Raw genomic sequence first — 17,701 nt, 5'->3', positions numbered from 1 at the left:
TGGGCCATCGCGTCAAGTTGCCGTGGCGAACCGAGGGGCCGACTCTAGCAACTCATGAAAGCGAATTTTTTAGCTGAGAAGCTCGCTGAGAACATGCCTCACAAGGCGGCTCTTCTCGGTCGTTATGTCAAAACCGAAGCTCGGCACGTCCGCGTTAGCATCGGCGGCCAAAGCCTGCTCCAAGAACGGTCTAACTTCGGTATCGTTCGCGCTGCCTTTGCCGAGAAGCGCCAAAAGCGATATACGTGCCGAATTTGAGGGTGCCAGTGGTATCGCTTCGATGATTGCGTCAGTCGCCGCGGCATCTCTTCCAATGCGTCGGAGCACCGCTGGGACCCAATAGTTGCAATTCCAAGCGAAGGTTTCAATCGGATCACGGTCAAGCAGGTCCATGATGAAACCGATGAGCTCTTCCATGCTTCCAATCGCGGCGGTTACGCGAAGGGCGGTCACCATGTCGTATTCAATACCCGCTGTCTTGGCCTTCAACAACCGATCAATCGCAGGGTCCAGACGCCGCAATGCAGACTCCGCAAGAGCCGATGCCGCGGTTGCGTTTTGCGGGCTTTCAACGAAAGCATCGATCACTTCGCGTAGCAGCGCGGAATTCCGTGAGAAGAGCTCTGCGAATACTCCGGCCGCCACCATGAACGGCCAGCGATCGCGGTTCGTGCGCAGTCCGTGCCCGTCGTTCCCCAAACCTCTCCTAAATATCGTGTCCATAACCATTTCGCGGAGCTGATCACTTTCTGGCGCAAACTTTACCAGCGCGACCATGTGCTCGTCCGCTCGGGCATGGACCGATTGCGGAACGCGTTCGTTGAGCAATCTGAAAAGGCGTTCGGCGTTCGGAACACCGCTGTTTAGTGGGCTTAATGATGTTTCCGGCGTGAGCTCAAGACGCTCCAGGATCTGCTCGTCTCCACCTAGGGCGGTTGAGAACCGCGTCCAAAATGGGAGCATGCGATTGAGGTATTGATCGCGTCCTCCCCGGAACGAAAAACTCGTGAGGCGGATTGTCTCTGGCGATTGTTTGTAGTCCTTAAGATCGACGAAATGCGAGAGCCTGTTCGCCATCCCAAGCCCAACTACTGCGGCAGCTCGCCGATGATCTAGTTGGGGTCCAATCGCCACCAGCTCGGTTGCAAGGAACGTTTCATCGTCCTCTGACAGACGATCCATGGCCACGGTCGCTTTCGCCCAAGCCATCACGGCCTCACCGTGCACCGATCCCTCTGCATCCTTCCTAGCCTCCGCCAGCAGAGCGAAAGCGCGGTCGCTTGATTGCGCCGCGGGCTCGAGTGTCGATACGAACGTCAGCCGCGCCTGCTGAGGTAGCGGGCTGATGACCTGAATGATCCGATCGCATACCGCGACTTCGTGGCCGTATTTCTGCGCCACGATGCTTAGGTTTCCATCGTGCCTTCTAATTTCATCGATCGCGATGGCGCGAACGTCCGGGTGGTCCGGAAACGTGTCGACAAGGGATGCTCGCCATTCTTCATCCATGAAGGTCGGCCCGAACAAGTCTCCAGCTTCGAGTGAAGCGCGCACAGCCTCGTTGTCACTTGACGGAATTTTGAGACGTTTGAGCCCACGTAATAGAAAGCTAGAACGACGCGGCTTGTCGCGGAGCGCTCGAATGAGTTCCGAACGACAGACGGTGGGATCATCGATGATGAGAGGCAGTTCGTCCCCCACCATGGACAGTGCTTTGGCCGAACCTCCTATGAACGATCGGAACGCTGCCACAACATCTGGGTCGCCTTTACCCCAGATCTCGGCAAGAGCGCGCGAAGTCCAGAAGTCTGGATCACCATCCATCATCGACTTCAGAAGCCGCGCCTTCACAGAAGGCAGCGGCAAGACCTTGCTTACCCAATAGAGCTCGTAATCGAAATGGCTTTCATGCTTGGCAACGTGCGCCTCAACCATCTGCCGCAAACTCGGCGTCCAGTTGACGCGATCAACTGGAAACGAACCCCGGGCGAAGAGGTCACTAAACATATAGTCCTGCGTCAGAAACTCTTCCAGATGGCGCTCAATATCTGGGTGCGACGGGTTCGCTAGAACGAGAGAACCGACTAGTCCAAGCTTACTCCCACGCCGATCGTCTTGAGATATCGCGCGCTCGATTCGCGCGACCAACTCTTGTCTCATCGTTGTTGCAAAATGCCGCACGAGGTCGGGAGCGTTGATGCCGGGGCCCTCGCGATTGAACGAGATCGTGGAGAATATATCCAGGTCGACCAAGTCGGTCTCCCCGCGCGCCGCTCGCACCCGGATCGCATCGATTTGTAGGCTGCGGTTCGCGCTTTTGCGAAGTTGCTCTGCTAAAATGCCGACATCGCTGTCGCCGCTCCAACCTCGGCCCAATGCAAGAAAGCTTGCGTGAAGGGTTTCGATCGATCGCGGCCGCTTCATTAGCTCAATGATCGAACCCTTGATCGATGTATCGCCCTTGGCAATTTCGGCCAGGATGTGCGCAGCCTCTCTGCTTACGTGCTCATGATCGCCGGCAAGAACGCGTAGCAGGGCTGGGACAGCAGTTGTTTGTGACGGTCTGGACCAGTTGAGCATTGCGGCGATTGCGCCTGCGCGCTCGTAGCCGTGATAGTCGGGTACCCATTCGGAAATCTTGTCGAAGCATTGAATTGCTAAAGATTGCGAGTACAGACCGTCGGTCACGGCGGCAACCAGCTGCTGTTGACGTTCGCCCCACGCGTATAGTTCAAGCTCGGTGAATTGCTCTCGCGCAAGGGCGAGGACTTTCGGAACATCGTGTGCAAAATCGGCAAAGATCGCAGCCGTGAGTAGCGCATCGCGAGTCACTTTGCCTGCAGCGTCGGAAAAATCAGCTGCCGCGATCGCTTCGACCAGAGCGCCAACCTCGTGCTCCGGTTCCACCCGATGGAGCAGGTAGAGGATCGGCTCAGACCAATTGCTCAGCGCCGCATGGCTCTTGATAAACGCCACTCTTTCAACGTTTGGTAGTTGTGCCAGGCTTTGACCGACGAAGTATTCTTGAAGTGAGCGATGCAGAAATCCAAGAGTTTCGGCTGCCTTCTTGACGAGGAGTCCGCTGGACTCTTCCGAAAAAGTGAAAACTAAACGGGCTTGCGTCTCGGCGGCCTCAAGAATTGCTCCACGGGAGATTATAAGTTTGGTCGCGCGATCGATCGCTTCATGTTCGAGCGCGCCGTCGACGACCGACCCCTTTAACTTTCCGGAGTGGAGTCCAAACGCGAAATCTCCTAAAATTCGGTCGCGAACTCGCGCGTCAATCGTAGGATGATCGACGCGGGCAGCATCTTTGGCACGGCGACGCGGCTGATGTTCGAGTAATTGCGCAACAATTTCCCGGCTCGCGTCGAACCGATTGCGTGGCAAATCCCGGTCCAAGCGATGCAACTTAAGTAACGCGAGTAAGAACAAGGGTGTCTGTGCCAAACGCACAATGCCGGACCCTCTTGCCAACGCTGTAACAAAGTTGTCGGCACGGCGCTGTGCCGCAGCTTCGACGGTGCTTTCGTCGCAAGCGACTCCAAGTTCTTGACGCTCCAGAATTCGATACCACAGCAACGCCAGAGCGGCGCGTTGCGGTTCGGAAAGCGGTGCCAGCCGCACGCGGGTCCAGTTGCCGCCAATTCCGCTCAACGCCCTGAGTCCGTGAGGCCGAGACGTAGCCAGCACGCCAACGCCGAGCCGCTCCGAAGCGACGGTCAAAGAGACGAGGAGAGAGCCGGCAACGGCTGGATTGCGCGCCTCGTCGATGCCGTCGACGAGAAGGACGCATCGACCCGTCGTGATAGCTCTACCCACATCCTTGCCAAGTGCAGCGTCGCCCAACGCGGTGATGAAGCGACATGCAGCGTCTTCCAGTGTAACCGGCTGGCCAGCATCTTCCGTCATACGCGCCCACAACGCGAACGGTATCCACACCGGCACTAATCCAGCGTAACGGGCACGCACGGCTTCTATCGGTGTGTTGGACAGGACCTCCAGCGCCACGTAACGCAGAAATGTCGTTTTGCCAGCGCCGGCATCTGCGCTAATGATTGCGTGAGGCGTTTCCGTTAGGAATTGTGCCACTGAGATCAAGCGGTCTCGCAGTTGCGTCGGCGCACTGACGGAAGCTGCGCCTTCGTTTCCATTAGTTCGACTATCGCGCTGATCCGTTCGGTGCTCAGCTTTACGCTGTTCTTCGCCTGGTCTGTCTTGCGGCGCTGTATCGACGCCACCCGGCCCGACGAGCAAATCGGGCAATACATACCGCTTTTCTAGCCGCGGCGTTGGGATTGGCTGGCCATCGAGGTCGTGGCCCGCAAGTGGTAAGCCGGGATCGACGGTCGCAATCCACGTGCTGTAGAGATCGCGCAATCGTTCCCGAATATCGGCGATGTCAAACCGAGATAGGCGGTCCTTGAGCAATGCGGCGCGTTCCGGCCCGCAAATCACCGCGACCCATTCACGCGAAAAGAAGTCATGGACGATCTCGGGCTCTGGCCGTAGGCGATCGGTCAACTCCTCGATAAATTGGGGTTCGAATGTGATATTCTTGGCGGTGAGTTGTGTTCGCGCTTTTTCCAGCTCGTCGATCACACCCGGCGTCGGCGCGCAAGCGACTGCTAGCACGAAACGCTTCGCTTCCTTGGCCCAATCGGCTTCAAGGAAAACTTTGATAGCCTTGCGAACATCTGCAGGACCGAACGACTGATGCCGCTTGCTTTGCCATGCTTCGAACGATCCATCTTTCTTGCGGACGAGGATGTCGATGCCGAGCTGTGTGTGCCCCTGACTTCCATAGGCCCAGGACGCCACAACGTCGCCCGAGCGAACCGCTAAACGACGACACAGACGTTCGAAATCGAGCCAACCGAGCTCAAGAAAGTTTAGGGTCGGCATCAGCGTTGTCACAGGCGGCGTTGACCGCGGGCCAGTCGGCTCTTCTATCAGCCAAACTGGATTCTCCTCGCGAACAGCGGGGGCGATCGGTTGCGTCGCTTGTGCTTTCTTCTTCGCCATGATGTCGTTTTGCGGTTCGAACACCGCGATGCTGCTGCTCAATATTACTTGGTTGCAGGAGACTCATTCTCCCCAATCGATATTACTCCCACGCTGGCAGTCACGAAACAATGGTTTATGGGGCATCCAGCAACGCTGGACCCAAGCTCTAGGCGTTATCGCGCCCCTAGCCACAAAACGGCGTCTCGGCCCTTCGGGAAGCGAAGGGGAATCGTACGTCCACAACGATCTCCCCTGACTTTATCGATTGCTTGGCTGAGACACCGCAAGACTGGATCACGTTTCGGAGCTTTTCCCCGCGCGCGGGGCGCGGGCGCGTGGTTGTCATTCCTAAAATTTGAGCCGTTACGCACATCTCGCCGGAACCGATTGGCTGTAGCGTGGTGGCTGGTTTTAGAGAGCTAGCAAAACAATGCGCTTATTCTCGGCCGTTGCCGTCTTTTTCGTCGCTTATGCCTCCTCGCTGGCGCAGGCCGAGTCCAATTCGTCAGTCTTTTCTCGCATTGACGATGTGCGGCACGGCGCGGCCGACCGTTTGTGTCGGACAGTCACGACTGCTGGAGATCGCGACAATCCAGTCGTTACCCTGAGGTGTCGACCGGGCCCGGATAATTGGCCAGTCGAAATGTTGGCGGCCGACGGGCGCACGCAGGTGACATTCGGCAAGCTCACCGATCGGCGCGCCGGCGCAATCATGGCGCTGGGCGGCGGCTTTGCGGACCCTCATAATACGATCGAGTGGCGTCTTCACGACGGCAAGCCCATCGCGGCGATCCATCGGTATTTTTTCGATGATCAGCGGCAGGCGCTCACCATCCATAAGCTTAACAAAGACGACCGTACGTCCTGCATTGCCGCTGTCGTCGCCGTCGAGCGCGGGCATGATGCCAATGTCGAAGCGGTGAAGCTTGCCGATACGATCGTACCGGCATTCCGGTGCGGGCAGGACAAGCCACTTACAGTTGGCCGCGTGGCGAGCGAATAGTTTAGCTTTTCGCTTCCCGGGCTCGCTTCGGCAATGCGGCGAGAGCGTCCGCAAGATGCGATTTGCGCAGATTAACATAGCGTTTGAGCGATTTGGGGTCGCGGTGACCAGTTTGCGACATCACGGCCGAATCCGACCATCCCGCCTCTATCAACGACGACGCGCGTTCATGTCGCGTGTCGTGGAATCTGAAATGCGAAAGCCCCGCCCGGCGGCGAGCGCGGTCAAACGCCCCCTTTAGCGCGTTCTTTGATATTGGAAATACGGTGCCGTTGATTGACCGCGGTAACGCGGTCAGAATTTCAATTGCACGAGGCGACAGGCCGATTTGTACGTCAATTTGCTCACCTGGATTGCGCGAATTCTTGACGCCCCGAAGGAGCGCGCCACGGCCTGGGAGGTCCACGTCTACCCAACGGAGCCGCAATAAACTCCCTCGCCGGGCTCCGGTCTCAAAAGCCATTTCGACGAGCGGCGCAATCCATGGGGTTCGGGCCTGCCGGCACGCGGCCAGCAGCTTTTCAATTTCTTCATGGCTGAGACGCACGTCTCTTTCATCGTTGACGACGGGGCGCTTAACGTCCTCGGTGTTAACCGGATTGATCATCAATCCGTAGCGCCGCTTCCCATGATCGATGACTCGTTTGAGGAGGGTCATCTCCCTCTTGACTGTCCCGGGCGCGATCAGCGTTGCGGGCTTTGGTGCAGGTTTCGGCTTCGCTGCGTTAGCCCGGGGCTTGCCGTCTTTCCGGAGCTTCACGTGGCGCGCTTCTGCCTTGTATTGCCCGCGTCCGCCTGGCGCGCCGCGGCTCGCAGTTTGGGTCAATCTCCGGTCGCGATAGTCCTCGAAATGTTCGGGTTGCAAATTTGCAACTGCATAAGCGCATAAGCTCAGCTCATCCCGCATGAAGCGTTCTAGCCGCGCACGCTCGGCAAGACGGGAGGCTTCACCAGGCCGATTGTCGGTTACCTCCCTGAGATAGCGCTCGATCGCCTGCTTGAAGGTCGTACGCTCGCCTGCTGACCGATCGACGTACACGCCGCGATCCATTTGGCTCTCAACATCCCGCGACCACGCCTCAGCGTCTTTCTTAGTGCGCAGCGTTGCGGTTGCTATCGGCCAGCCCTTACGCCTCACCTGTGCGTGCCACTGGTGCGGACCTTTCTCCCGAATTGTCGCCATCGTACTCCACTCATGCCCAGCCGCGCTGTGCCAAAAGTGTGCCGACAATTCGGATTTGGTGGCAAGTACCCTGTGAACGCTTCAACAAGCAACTGATCTTGTTGCGGTTCTTTGGCGCACCCGACACGATTCGAACGTGTGACCTTTGCCTTCGGAGCATTTTGTCCTGGCTATCCTAAATACACGCCAGGGCACGCTATGATACGACAACGATTTGAAACATATGGACAATTCTGCTTTTCCCGCCGAAATCCATATCCAGAACTTCGCTCCGAATTCCATCCGGGTGCTTCCGTGGTGCTTCCGCGGAAGCAACCCTTCCTCAGCGGGAGGAATGGCTAATGTCAAAGCTGACAAAACGTGTGGTGGACGCCGCTGCCGTCCGTGAAAAGGACTATTTCATCTGGGACGACGAGCTGCCCGGCTTCGGCCTTCGTGTCTTCGCGTCCGGAAAACGCAGCTACCTTATCCAATATCGCGCCGCAGGTCGAACCCGTCGTTACACTATCGGCCTCCATGGCATCTGGACGGCAGAAACCGCCCGGCAGGAAGCGAAGATACAGCTCGGCCGGGTGGCCCAAGGTGACAACCCTTCCGAAGAACGCCAGCTCGATCATCAGGCGCTCACCGTCAAGGAGTTGTGCGCGATGTATCTCAAGGATCTCGACGCTGGTCTCATCCTCGGCAAAGGCGGACGCCCAAAAAAGGCAGGCACCATCGTCAGCGATGTGGGCCGAATTCGCCGGCACATCATTCCGCTGATCGGCAACCGCAAGGTCAAAGATCTGGTCAAGGCCGATGTCGCCAAGGTGTTGAAGGACGTCATGGCCGGCAAGACGGCGGTATCGGTCAAAACCAAGAAGCTGCGCGGCAAAGCCATCGTGCGCGGCGGCGCCGGCACGGCTACGCGGACCGTCGGGCTCCTCGGTGGCATTCTCACATACGCCATGGAGGCCGGAATCATCACCTCCAATCCCGCGCATGGTATCCGCAAGCCCAAGGACAATGTGCGCGATCGTCGTCTCACCGAAGCCGAATACCGCATCCTCGGCGAGATGTTGCGGGCGGCAGCCGAGAATCCGAAATATGAGATGACGGTCGAGATCATCCGGCAGATCGCGCTCACCGGCTGTCGCCGCAGCGAGATGATCGGCCTCAAATGGGCCGAGGCGGATATCGACGCGAGTTGCATACGCCTCAAGGAAAGCAAGGAAGGCGCCTCCATTCGGCCCGTTGGCCTGCCGGTGATCGAATATCTGGAAGAACGTCGCAAGACGGCGACGGGCACCTATGTGTTCCCCGGCCAAGGCGAGGACAACGCCTTCGGCGGCTTTCCCAACCACTGGAGACAGATGTTCAGGGACAGCCCGCTGGCCGACGTGACGCCGCATGTCTTGCGGCACAGCTTCGCCAGCATCGCCAACGATCTCGGTTTCACCGAGGTCACGATCGCCGCGCTGGTCGGGCACGCCAAGGGGTCGGTCACGAGCAAGTATATCCATTCGCTCGACACGGCCCTGATCATGGCCGCCGACACGATCTCCGGCTACATTCAGGGATTGCTCGACGGGATCGAATTCAAGCAGACCGCCTATGCGCTGGATCGCGATTCCCGCAAGGCTGCACTGTCGCGCTTCCTGCTTCAGGCGATCGGTGAGCCAGAAACCGAGGAGGATGAGCGCCTTGCAGCCTGATACCAGATTTTCAGTTATTGCAGTTAGCGTTCAGGGCGCCTATATTGGTCAGGAAGGAGAAACCGCCATGGCCAGCCAGGTTGTCAAATTCGCCGGTCTTTCGGACCGGGACCGCAAGAAGGTGCTCGCCCTTCCCAGTCTCGGGGCGGGCGACCGCTTCGAGTTGCGTGTCCGCCGCCGGGACGGAGAGGAGCAGACCGTCGTACTGCCGCCTGCCGCGGCCGATGTGGTCGAGGCCCTGCTGGACCATCTGCGCAGCGGCGAGCGCGTCGCCGTGCTGGCCGAGGATCAGGAACTAAGCCCCGCCGATGCCTCCGAAATCCTCGGCATCTCGCGGCCGCTCGTCGTCCATCGCATGGACATCGGCGATCTGCCGTTCCGCTATGTGGGAAAGCATCGCCGCGCATCGCTCAAGGACGTTCTGGCGCTGAAGGCGCAGATCGACGGCCAGCGCAAGGCGATGGAAGGCCTGGCGGCCGATGCCGAGGATCTCAACCTCCGCTATGGCATTTAATCCCGTTGTCGCGGTCTGCGATGCCTGTGTCCTGTATCCGTTTCATCTGAGGAACGTCATCGTGCAGGCGGCAGTCGACCGCCTGTTCCACGCGCGCTGGACCGATGCGATCCATGACGAATGGATGCAGAACCTCATCGCCAATACGCCGGGCCTTCCGCCCGATCGCCTGATGGGCACGAAGCGTCTCATGGACCTTGCATTGCCCGAGGCGCGTATTGCCGGATACGAACAGCATATCCCTGCCATCAGTCTCCCCGACCCCGATGACCGTCATGTCGCCGCAGCCGCCATCGCGGCAGGCGCATCGACGATCATCACTTGGAACCTGCGCGATTTCCCGGTTGGCGCGTTGAGAAAACACAATCTGGTGCGTCAGACACCAGACGCCTTCCTGGCCGATCTCCATGAACAGCTTCCGGAGCAGACCACCGGGTCGCTGGCGAATGCTCGGCGCAATCTCAGGCGGTCGCGTGTGTCCGCGTCCGACTTCCTCGACATCCTGCGAGGTCAGAAACTCACCAGGCTGGCAGCGCAGATCGAGAAGCATATCGACGATCTCTGAACCGGACGTCCATGCCTGCCGAAGCCCTGATTTACGGATTGCGGGGGAAAGTCTTCCCCCTGGCCGGCGCCTCGGTCGCCGGCGCACCCCCTTCTGCGGGGAGACCCCGCAACGCCCCCTTCAGAGTGAGAGTGCGGACGGGTTTTCCGTGACGGGTTGAGGGCCGGAGGAGAGGCTTCCGGCGCCCGTCGCGGAGATCATCCCGATGGCCAGAGAGCAACGCGCGGCTCGCAAGGGCGGCACGCGCACGAATCTTTACGACGACATCACCGACAAGATCATCGCCGACCTGGAGGAAGGGCGCTTTCCCTGGGTCCAACCTTGGGGCACGGCGGCGGCGAAAGCGCCGCTCGCCATGCCGAGGAACGCGGCGACCGCCCGGCAATATTCCGGCATCAATGTCCTGATCCTCTGGGGGGCCGTGATCCAGCATGGCTATCCCACCCAGCATTGGCTCACTTTCCGCCAGGCGCTGTCGCTTGGCGGCAATGTCAGGAAGGGCGAGCACGGCACCACCGTCGTCTATGCCGATCGTTTCACGCCGGAGGACGAAAAGCGCCGCGCCCGTGAGACCGGGGAGGAAGCCGGCAGCATTCCGTTCCTCAAGCGGTTCACCGTATTCAACGCCGCGCAATGCGAAGGCCTGCCCGACAACATCGCCGTCGAGGCCCCACCTCCACCGCCCGGCATGATCGAGCCGCAGGTCGAGGCGCTGATCGCGGCGACCGGCATCGATTTCCGGATCGGCGGGAACCGCGCCTATTATGCCCCCGCTCAGGACTATGTGCAGGTGCCGCCGCCGCAAGCCTATTTCGAGCCGATCAATTGGCACCGGACCGCCCTCCACGAGATAGGTCACGCCACAGGGCATGAGACCCGGCTCGGGCGGGATTTCTCGGGTAGCTTCGGTACGAAGAAATACGCCTTCGAGGAGATGATAGCCGAGATTTCGAGCGCTTTTTGCTGCGCCTCGCTCGGGATCGTGCCGACGGTGCGCCATGCCGACTATGTTGGTTCGTGGCTGGAGGTGATGCGCGAGGATTCCCGCGCCATCGTGCGCGCCGCCTCGCAGGCGAGCAAGGCGGCCGACTGGATTCTCTCGCATCTGCCGGAGGGCGACGCCGCAGAAGCCGATATGGCGGCCACCGAGCGGAGGGCCGCGGCATGATCCTCCTGACAGATGAACAGCGCGCGCAGCTTCTCGCCAATGGCCGCCAACCGGACGCCGATCACATCCCGGTCGTCAAATTCTTCAACCCCTTCGGCGCGGGTGTCTGGCTTGCGACCGAATTGGACGAGGATGGCGACACCATGTTCGGACTGGCCGATATCGGCTGTCCCGAACTGGGCTCATGGCGCTTCGAGGAACTGCGATCCCTCCAGTTGCCGTTTGGCATGGGCATCGAACGGGATCTGCTTTTCATCGGAGATTTCCCGATCTCGGTCTGGGCCGAGGCGGCGCGTGAGACCGGCAGCATCCGTGATGCCGAGCGCGTGCTTTACCGCGCGGCTCAATCCTTGAGCCGGAAATCCTCCGATACGGAAAGCCGGTTTCCCTGAATTCCGGGTTCCAGGCTCTGCGGGTTCGGCGTCGCTCTCTTCAGAGGAAGAGGGCGGCGCTTCGCTTCGTGACGGGCTGGTTGCCGGAGAGAGAGGCTCCCCGGCGTCCGTCATGGAGTCACTGACATGGCCACTGCCGTTCAGAAAATCACCCTGTCGTCCTCGCGCGACATCCCCTTCAACAAGCTGGTGCTCAGCCAGTCCAATGTCCGGCGCGTGAAGGCTGGCGTCTCGGTCGAGGAACTGGCCGCGTCCATCGCCCGCCGGGGCCTGATCCAGTCCCTGCATGTCCGGCCAGAGCTGGATGCGGAGGGCAAGGAGACCGGCCTCTTCGAGGTGCCCGCCGGCGGACGGCGCTACCGGGCACTGGAGCATCTGGTCAAGCAGAAGCGCCTCAACAAGACCGCGCCGGTGCCTTGCATCGTCTCGGAGGCCAGTGACGACATCCTGATCGACGAGGTGTCGCTGGCCGAGAACATCGAGCGCGCGCCGCTGCATCCGCTGGATCAGTTCCGCGCCTTCCAGACCCTGCGTGAGAAGGGCATGAGCGAGGAGGAAATCGCCGCCGCGTTCTTCGTCGACGCCAAGGTGGTAAAGCAGCGCCTTCGCCTCGTTTCGGTCTCGCCTTCGCTGCTCGATGTCTATGCCGAGGACGGCATGACGCTCGAACAGCTCATGGCCTTCAGCGTTTCCGAGGATCACGCCCGCCAGGAAAAGGTTTGGGAAGCGATCCGGGACGGCTGGCAGAAGGAACCTTATTATATCCGCCGCCTTCTCACCGAAACCACCGTGCGCGCTTCCGACAAGCGGGCGCTCTTCGTCGGGGTTGGCGCATACGAGGACGCCGGCGGCTGCGTGCTGCGCGATCTCTTCCAGCAGGACGATGGCGGCTGGCTCCAGGACCCGGTGCTGCTCGACAGGCTTGTCGGGGAAAAGCTGAAGGCCGACGCGGAAACCATCGCTGAGGAAGGCTGGAAATGGATCGAGATCGCGGTGGACTTCCCCTATGGCCACACCAGCGGGATGCGCCGTCTGGCCGGCGCCACCATCGACTTGACTGACGAGGAGCGTGCCGAACGCGAGAAGCTCCGCGACGAGTTCGACGCGCTGGAGGCGGAATATGCCGAGGCCGACGAATTGCCCGACGAGGTGGATGCGCGGCTCGGCGAGATCGAGGAAGCGCTGGATGCCCTCGAATCCCGGCCGATGATCTATGCCGCCGACCAGATGGCCCGTGCCGGTGTTTTCGTCAGCATCCGTCACGACGGTCAGCTCGCCGTCGAGCGCGGTTATGTCCGCTCCGAAGACGAGGTGGTGGAAGGCCAGGAGGGCGATGGCGCCCAAGGTGCATCTGTTGAAGGCGGCGAGCCCGGCAGTGTCCAGCGCGCCGTCATCACCGTGGGCGGTGCAGCGCCGGAAACCGAGGAGGACGAAGAGGTCGAGACCATCCGGCCGCTGCCCGATCGCCTCGTCAGCGAGTTGACTGCGCATCGCACCTTGGCGCTTCGGGATGCCGTGGCGACCAACCCGCATGTGGCGATGACGGCGTTGCTGCACCGGTTGGTCACGGATTGCTTCCTGCCTCATTCCGCCAGGGGCTGCCTCGAGGCCCAGGTCCGGGAGGTTCACTTCCCGGCGCAGGCAGAGGATCTGGGCGAAAGCGCCTCGGCAAAGTCCATCCAGGATCGGCATGAACGCTGGGGCGATCACATCCCGGCCAACGATGCCGCGCTCTGGGACTGGCTGGCCGATCAGGACGACGACACCCGGATGGAGTTGCTCGCCCATTGCGTTAGCTTCGGCGTCAACGCCCTGCACGAGAAACCCAACCCCTATAGCGGCATGGGCGTCAGCCAGCATGGTCTCGACGTGCGCCTGTCGCAGGCAGACCGGCTCGCTCGGGCGACCGGACTCGACATGGTGGCGGTGGGCTGGCGGCCCACGGTCGGGAACTATCTCGGCCGCGTGACCAAACCGCGGATCATCGAGGCGGTGCGCGAGGGCGCCGGCGACTGGGCGGCGCAGCTCATCGATCATCTGAAGAAAGGCGACATGGCGAAAGAAGCCGAGCGCCTGCTGGCCGAAACCGGCTGGCTGCCGGAGCCGCTGCGCATGGTGGACCGTGATGCCAAGGTCGATACGGACGCGGACGATCTGCCCGAGTTCCTTGTCGACGATGGCGAGGATGAAGAAGCCACCGAGGAGGAGGACGCGCAGTCGATGGTCGCTGCCGAATGATCCTCAGGCGGGGCGGCTTCCGCTGCTCCGTCTCCTCCGTTCCGTTTCCACACTTCGCCCGGTCCTCGTGACCGGGCTTTTTCTTTGGAGATATCCGATGCCCGCAAATATCGACATTGACCAGATCTTTCGCGAGGACAGCGCCACCCCTCCTTCGGAACGCTCGCTGCCGTGGGAGGAAACCCGCGATGGCATTACCGTCGTAGTGGAGCCAAAGCCCCATTGGGCCGACGACATGCGCGCCTTTCGTCTCGATATGCGCCAATATTGCCGCTACGCGGATTGGACCGCGCAGGGCAATGATGCCCGGTTCTACGATCACATCGACACTTGCGGCGATGACGTGATGATGAAGGCGCAAGCCATGATCGCGCGCGAGATCGCTGACGGACTTTGGGATTGAAGGTCGTCACGGACCCGGTACCGGCCTCAATGGTCCCGATACCAGCTTCATCATGATTCCGATGATCCGGTCTGGGCAACGGGTTCCATCCCCGGCCTGGAACACGATCCTGATGCCGCATGAGGGCAAGGCTGGCGCGGAGAAACATCTGCGACGGGTCTTCGGCATCCTGTCAGAGGCAAAACACCACCCCCGCTTCCATTCGCAAACCTTGGTCTGATCCGTCTCTTTGCAGTCAACCCGCAAGGGGTCGGCCTACGCGCGCGTGCCGCTCTCGCGGATTCGGGACACATGCCCGAACGCACGAGAGTGATTGCAGATCCAGTCAGACACTTCGGGCGCCTGTCGCGCGGGGGATGGTCCCCCGCCTCCAGAGACAGGAGCCGATCCCGATGTCCTACGCAGATGCCACCGCCTTCGCCGCCAGCCTCGCCGACACGCTGATGGTCGAGATCGTCGTGTTCCAGGCCGGGGACGGAACCCACGGTGCTTGCCCCGCCGCCGAATTCGACGGCGACAACGACATGGTGAAGCTGGAACTGGACCCATGGGCCTGAGGCGCGACACGCGCCTCATTCCCTCCGCCCGGATCGCGGCTTATCCCGCGACCGGGCGTCCGGTCCTGCGATGACCGCCTATCGCCGGCAGCGCAACCGGGGACGCGCCCCGGCCAGAGAGGAAGAGTGCGGGCCGTTCGGCCGTGACGGGTTGGTTGCCGGAGAGAGAGGCTCGCCGGCGCCCGTCATGGAGTGATCCCGATGACCCATTTCCGATCCGATACTTTCCGGCCCATCGGCCAGATTCTCGCAACCGAGGTGATGCCCGCGCTCTTTCGCGCCCGGAGGCTGCCGCTGCGCATCTCGTGCCTCGGCATCGCCAGCGATGACGGTAATGACAAGGCCGACCGGTTCGACCGCACCATTCCGCTTGGGGAATGCCAATCACCCGAAGAGGCCATGCGCTTTGCCTGCCTGCGCCTGTCCCAGAGCAATATCTGCACCGGCCCCGACAGCTTCCCACACTTCCGCCCACGGATCATGGTCATCGAGGATTGCGAGCATCGCCTGGTCCTCGCCGGTGAAATCCGTGCCGGTGTCATTCTCTGGCAGCAGCCCGTTGCCTCGGACCCCGAGGCGCGCCGGATCGTCTCCGAGGCCAGCCGGTTGCGCGGCATGGCCTTCCGGTCGCCCGATCCCGACGAGGCTCGCGAGTATCGCTACCGCGCCGCCACGCTGGAAGCCCGGCTGGTCGATCCGTTCTGGCGCGAGACCACCACCGAGCTGCTCCGCCTGCCTCAGGCGGCCTGACCTCACGCCAACCTTCCCATCCACTTCGCCCGGCCATCCGCCGGGTTTTTCATTTCAGGAGCCTGATATGGCCGACAACAGCAAAACCGCATCCGAACCGCGCCCGCCGTTCTCCGACTGGGAAGCGCAGGCCGCCCTTCAATCCCGGCTCGAGGCCGATCTGTTCGCCATCAACAAGGCGACATTGTTCGATGCGCTGGTCTTCACCGGCGTTACCACCATCATCGTCACCTTCGACGGATATGGCGATTCCGGCCAGATCGAGGACGTCGAGGTCAAGGCCGGCGACGATAACATCGCCATGCCGGGGGCCATGATCGCATTCGCCAAAACCGTCTGGGGCCAGTCGGAGCCGGAGCGCTCGACCGTCACCATCGCCACGGCTGTCGAGAATCTCGCCTATGACGTCCTCGAACGAACGCATGGCGGCTGGGAGAATAATGACGGCGCCTATGGTGAGGTCATATTCGACGTCGCAAAGCGGGAGATCACGCTCGACTACAACGAGCGTTACACCGCCTCCGAAAACTACATGCACAGTTTCTGAGGGAGGCGATGATGGGACATTGTTATCATCACGCGCTGTCCTCGGCGCGCAAATGGGGTGGCGCGGCGGAAGACTATCTGCCGCTGCACCAATGGTTCGACGAGTCCAAGGAGATCATCGCGGATTTCCGGCATAGGGCGCTCCGCCATCATGCCCAGGGCATATTCGAACTGGAGCGGACGTTCGGCGCCACCATCACCATCTCGACCGGCCGCGTCGTGCCCGTGCGGTTGATCGGCGAACAGCATGTGCTGGAGGATTTCGGCTTCATACCTAGCTTCGCCGATTGGGTGCGCGCGATCCGTCCCCAGCCATGGATGGGCCGCGCCCAGCCGATACACAAGCTGGTCGATCCCTTCGCCGCGACCGCGGAGACCGAACCGAACACCGGCGGCTCGCCGCATCCGGTTCCCGATCCATCGGCACGCTGACCGCCGCCTTTCCTCCCAATTCCGCCCGGCCTCGCGCCGGGCGCTTTCGTTTCAGGAGCCTGACATGGCCGACTATTTCACCCATTTCTCCTGCCTGCTTGAAGTGGGCACCCCCGAAAACGCTGCCCGCGCGCTCGACCTCTATAATGCGCTCTCGGATGATAACGCCGCGGAAGATCCGCCTTCGGACGGATTTCTGCTCTCGATCCAGCCCGAACATGGGGGCTCGCATCTCTGGATGCGCGATGACGGCACGGGCGATCCCGAGCATGTCATCCAGTTCGTCAAACGCTGCGCGGCCGAGTTCGGCCTGACCGGATTATGGGGCATGCAATACGCCAACACCTGTTCCAAACCCCGCGTCGATGGGTTCGGCGGCGGCGCACATGTCCTCGATCTCGCCACCGGCGAGACTGTGGACTGGATCTATACCGATGGCTGGCTGTCCATCGTGCTGGAGGGAGGCGACCCTCATGCCTGAGATCATCGAAACCACGGTCTACAGGCTCGACGAGCTGTCCGATGCGGCCAAGGACAAGGCTCGCGCCTGGTATCGCGAGGGCGGATTCGACTACGAATGGTACGATGCCGTCTATGAAGATTTCCAGCGCATCGCGGAAATCTTGGGCCTGGACCTCAAGACACGGCCCGTCCGGCTCATGGGCGGCAGCACACGGCAGGAGCCCCGCATCTGGTTTCGGGGATTCTGGTCGCAGGGCGACGGGGCTTGCTTTGAAACGCGGTATTCCTATCGAAAGGCCGCGCCGCGCCGTATCAGGGAATATGCCCCGCAGGACACCGAACTGCACCGCATCGCCGATGCCTTTCACACGATCCAGCGCCGAAACTTCTATCAGCTTCGCGCCGAAGCCACCCATCGCGGTCATTACTATCATGAGTATTGCATGGCGATCTCCGTCGAGCGCGATAGCCCGGCCTGGCAGGACATGACGGACGACGCCGAGGAAACCGTCATTGAGGCGCTGCGTGACCTCGCCCGCTGGCTCTATCGCCAGCTTGAGCGCGAATACGACTATCTGTCCTCAGACGAAGCAGTTGATGAGACCATCATCGCCAATGACTACACCTTCACCGACACGGGACGCCGCTTCGGCTGATCCTGATAAGCGCCCCGCCGTCACGGCGGGGCGCTTTTCCACTGTCATCATCTCAAGAGGCAGAGAGGTGCCGGGACGGGTTGAGTCCGGGTGGTCGAGAGAGAGCGCCCTCCGGGCTTTCCCGTTCCCGC

Annotated in this window: 16 protein-coding genes; 13 read left to right on the top strand and 3 right to left on the bottom strand. The window is 61.1% G+C overall.

Annotated features, from left to right (window positions below):
- Window positions 1-69: 69 nt before the first annotated feature.
- The 3 genes from JQ639_RS24545 to JQ639_RS24535 form a co-directional block, all read right to left on the bottom strand.
- Window positions 70-5,067 (bottom strand): NACHT domain-containing protein, encoded by a 4,998-nt coding sequence (locus JQ639_RS24545; protein WP_211968948.1) that lies wholly within the window; start codon window positions 5,065-5,067, stop codon window positions 70-72.
- 445 nt (window positions 5,068-5,512) lie between these two features.
- Complete coding sequence (locus JQ639_RS24540) at window positions 5,513-5,908, bottom strand: hypothetical protein (protein WP_211968949.1); 396 nt, start codon at window positions 5,906-5,908, stop codon at window positions 5,513-5,515.
- 103 nt (window positions 5,909-6,011) lie between these two features.
- Complete coding sequence (locus tag JQ639_RS24535) at window positions 6,012-7,061, bottom strand: site-specific integrase (protein ID WP_211968950.1); 1,050 nt, start codon at window positions 7,059-7,061, stop codon at window positions 6,012-6,014.
- Window positions 7,062-7,534: 473 nt separating this feature from the next.
- Here JQ639_RS24535 and JQ639_RS24530 point away from each other — a divergent pair, with 473 nt between their 5' ends.
- From JQ639_RS24530 to JQ639_RS24470, 13 genes are all read left to right on the top strand, one after another.
- A complete protein-coding gene (locus JQ639_RS24530) occupies window positions 7,535-8,887 on the top strand; it encodes a tyrosine-type recombinase/integrase (protein WP_030540685.1) in 1,353 nt (450 codons plus the stop codon).
- The gene (locus tag JQ639_RS24525) at window positions 8,877-9,401 is read left to right on the top strand and encodes a MerR family transcriptional regulator (RefSeq protein ID WP_249123450.1); all 525 of its coding nucleotides are present in this window, start codon (window positions 8,877-8,879) and stop codon (window positions 9,399-9,401) included. The genes JQ639_RS24530 and JQ639_RS24525 overlap by 11 nt, the downstream gene beginning before the upstream one ends.
- Window positions 9,391-9,966, top strand: a complete 576-nt coding sequence (locus JQ639_RS24520) for a VapC50 family PIN domain-containing toxin (RefSeq protein WP_030540683.1) — start codon at window positions 9,391-9,393, stop codon at window positions 9,964-9,966. Before JQ639_RS24525 ends, JQ639_RS24520 begins: the two co-directional genes overlap by 11 nt.
- 205 nt (window positions 9,967-10,171) lie before the next feature.
- Window positions 10,172-11,134, top strand: a complete 963-nt coding sequence (locus JQ639_RS24515) for an ArdC family protein (protein ID WP_103023847.1) — start codon at window positions 10,172-10,174, stop codon at window positions 11,132-11,134.
- A complete protein-coding gene (locus JQ639_RS24510; protein WP_030540763.1) occupies window positions 11,131-11,526 on the top strand; it encodes a DUF2958 domain-containing protein in 396 nt (131 codons plus the stop codon). Before JQ639_RS24515 ends, JQ639_RS24510 begins: the two co-directional genes overlap by 4 nt.
- Before the next feature lie 126 nt (window positions 11,527-11,652).
- Window positions 11,653-13,764, top strand: coding sequence for a ParB/RepB/Spo0J family partition protein (locus JQ639_RS24505; protein ID WP_030540762.1), 2,112 nt, complete (start codon window positions 11,653-11,655; stop codon window positions 13,762-13,764).
- Window positions 13,765-13,861: 97 nt separating this feature from the next.
- Complete coding sequence (locus JQ639_RS24500; RefSeq protein WP_030540761.1) at window positions 13,862-14,167, top strand: hypothetical protein; 306 nt, start codon at window positions 13,862-13,864, stop codon at window positions 14,165-14,167.
- 392 nt (window positions 14,168-14,559) lie between these two features.
- Entirely contained in the window at window positions 14,560-14,724 is a 165-nt protein-coding gene (locus JQ639_RS24495) for a hypothetical protein (protein ID WP_173830039.1), read from the top strand.
- Between the two features lie 201 nt (window positions 14,725-14,925).
- On the top strand, window positions 14,926-15,474 hold the full coding sequence (locus JQ639_RS24490) for a hypothetical protein (protein ID WP_030540760.1): 549 nt from the start codon (window positions 14,926-14,928) through the stop codon (window positions 15,472-15,474).
- A 67-nt stretch (window positions 15,475-15,541) separates the two neighbouring features.
- Window positions 15,542-16,021 carry a DUF6878 family protein gene (locus JQ639_RS24485; protein ID WP_030540759.1) on the top strand — a complete coding sequence of 160 codons (480 nt, stop codon included), beginning with the start codon at window positions 15,542-15,544 and terminating at the stop codon, window positions 16,019-16,021.
- An 11-nt stretch (window positions 16,022-16,032) separates the two neighbouring features.
- On the top strand, window positions 16,033-16,452 hold the full coding sequence (locus tag JQ639_RS24480; protein ID WP_030540758.1) for a DUF6915 family protein: 420 nt from the start codon (window positions 16,033-16,035) through the stop codon (window positions 16,450-16,452).
- Between the two features lie 64 nt (window positions 16,453-16,516).
- On the top strand, window positions 16,517-16,933 hold the full coding sequence (locus tag JQ639_RS24475) for a hypothetical protein (protein WP_030540757.1): 417 nt from the start codon (window positions 16,517-16,519) through the stop codon (window positions 16,931-16,933).
- Window positions 16,926-17,570: a DUF8835 domain-containing pootine gene (locus JQ639_RS24470; protein WP_103023845.1), complete on the top strand. Its 645-nt coding sequence runs from the start codon at window positions 16,926-16,928 to the stop codon at window positions 17,568-17,570. The genes JQ639_RS24475 and JQ639_RS24470 overlap by 8 nt, the downstream gene beginning before the upstream one ends.
- Window positions 17,571-17,701 lie beyond the last annotated feature (131 nt).

This window comes from Bradyrhizobium sp. U87765 SZCCT0048 (assembly GCF_018131225.1).
Taxonomy (GTDB): domain Bacteria; phylum Pseudomonadota; class Alphaproteobacteria; order Rhizobiales; family Xanthobacteraceae; genus Bradyrhizobium_A.
This window is presented reverse-complemented; position numbering and strand designations above follow the sequence as displayed.

Excerpts from the sequence above, each read along its gene's own strand:
- JQ639_RS24490 (WP_030540760.1), top strand. The coding sequence starts at position 14,926 with ATGACCCATTTCCGATCCGATACTTTCCGGCCCATCGGCCAGATTCTC.
- JQ639_RS24495 (WP_173830039.1), top strand. The coding sequence starts at position 14,560 with ATGTCCTACGCAGATGCCACCGCCTTCGCCGCCAGCCTCGCCGACACG.
- JQ639_RS24515 (WP_103023847.1), top strand. The coding sequence starts at position 10,172 with ATGGCCAGAGAGCAACGCGCGGCTCGCAAGGGCGGCACGCGCACGAAT.
- JQ639_RS24485 (WP_030540759.1), top strand. The coding sequence starts at position 15,542 with ATGGCCGACAACAGCAAAACCGCATCCGAACCGCGCCCGCCGTTCTCC.
- JQ639_RS24470 (WP_103023845.1), top strand. The coding sequence starts at position 16,926 with ATGCCTGAGATCATCGAAACCACGGTCTACAGGCTCGACGAGCTGTCC.
- JQ639_RS24520 (WP_030540683.1), top strand. The coding sequence starts at position 9,391 with ATGGCATTTAATCCCGTTGTCGCGGTCTGCGATGCCTGTGTCCTGTAT.
- JQ639_RS24540 (WP_211968949.1), bottom strand. The coding sequence starts at position 5,908 with ATGCCCGCGCTCGACGGCGACGACAGCGGCAATGCAGGACGTACGGTC.
- JQ639_RS24475 (WP_030540757.1), top strand. The coding sequence starts at position 16,517 with ATGGCCGACTATTTCACCCATTTCTCCTGCCTGCTTGAAGTGGGCACC.
- JQ639_RS24535 (WP_211968950.1), bottom strand. The coding sequence starts at position 7,061 with ATGGATCGCGGCGTGTACGTCGATCGGTCAGCAGGCGAGCGTACGACC.
- JQ639_RS24505 (WP_030540762.1), top strand. The coding sequence starts at position 11,653 with ATGGCCACTGCCGTTCAGAAAATCACCCTGTCGTCCTCGCGCGACATC.
- JQ639_RS24510 (WP_030540763.1), top strand. The coding sequence starts at position 11,131 with ATGATCCTCCTGACAGATGAACAGCGCGCGCAGCTTCTCGCCAATGGC.
- JQ639_RS24530 (WP_030540685.1), top strand. The coding sequence starts at position 7,535 with ATGTCAAAGCTGACAAAACGTGTGGTGGACGCCGCTGCCGTCCGTGAA.
- JQ639_RS24500 (WP_030540761.1), top strand. The coding sequence starts at position 13,862 with ATGCCCGCAAATATCGACATTGACCAGATCTTTCGCGAGGACAGCGCC.
- JQ639_RS24480 (WP_030540758.1), top strand. The coding sequence starts at position 16,033 with ATGGGACATTGTTATCATCACGCGCTGTCCTCGGCGCGCAAATGGGGT.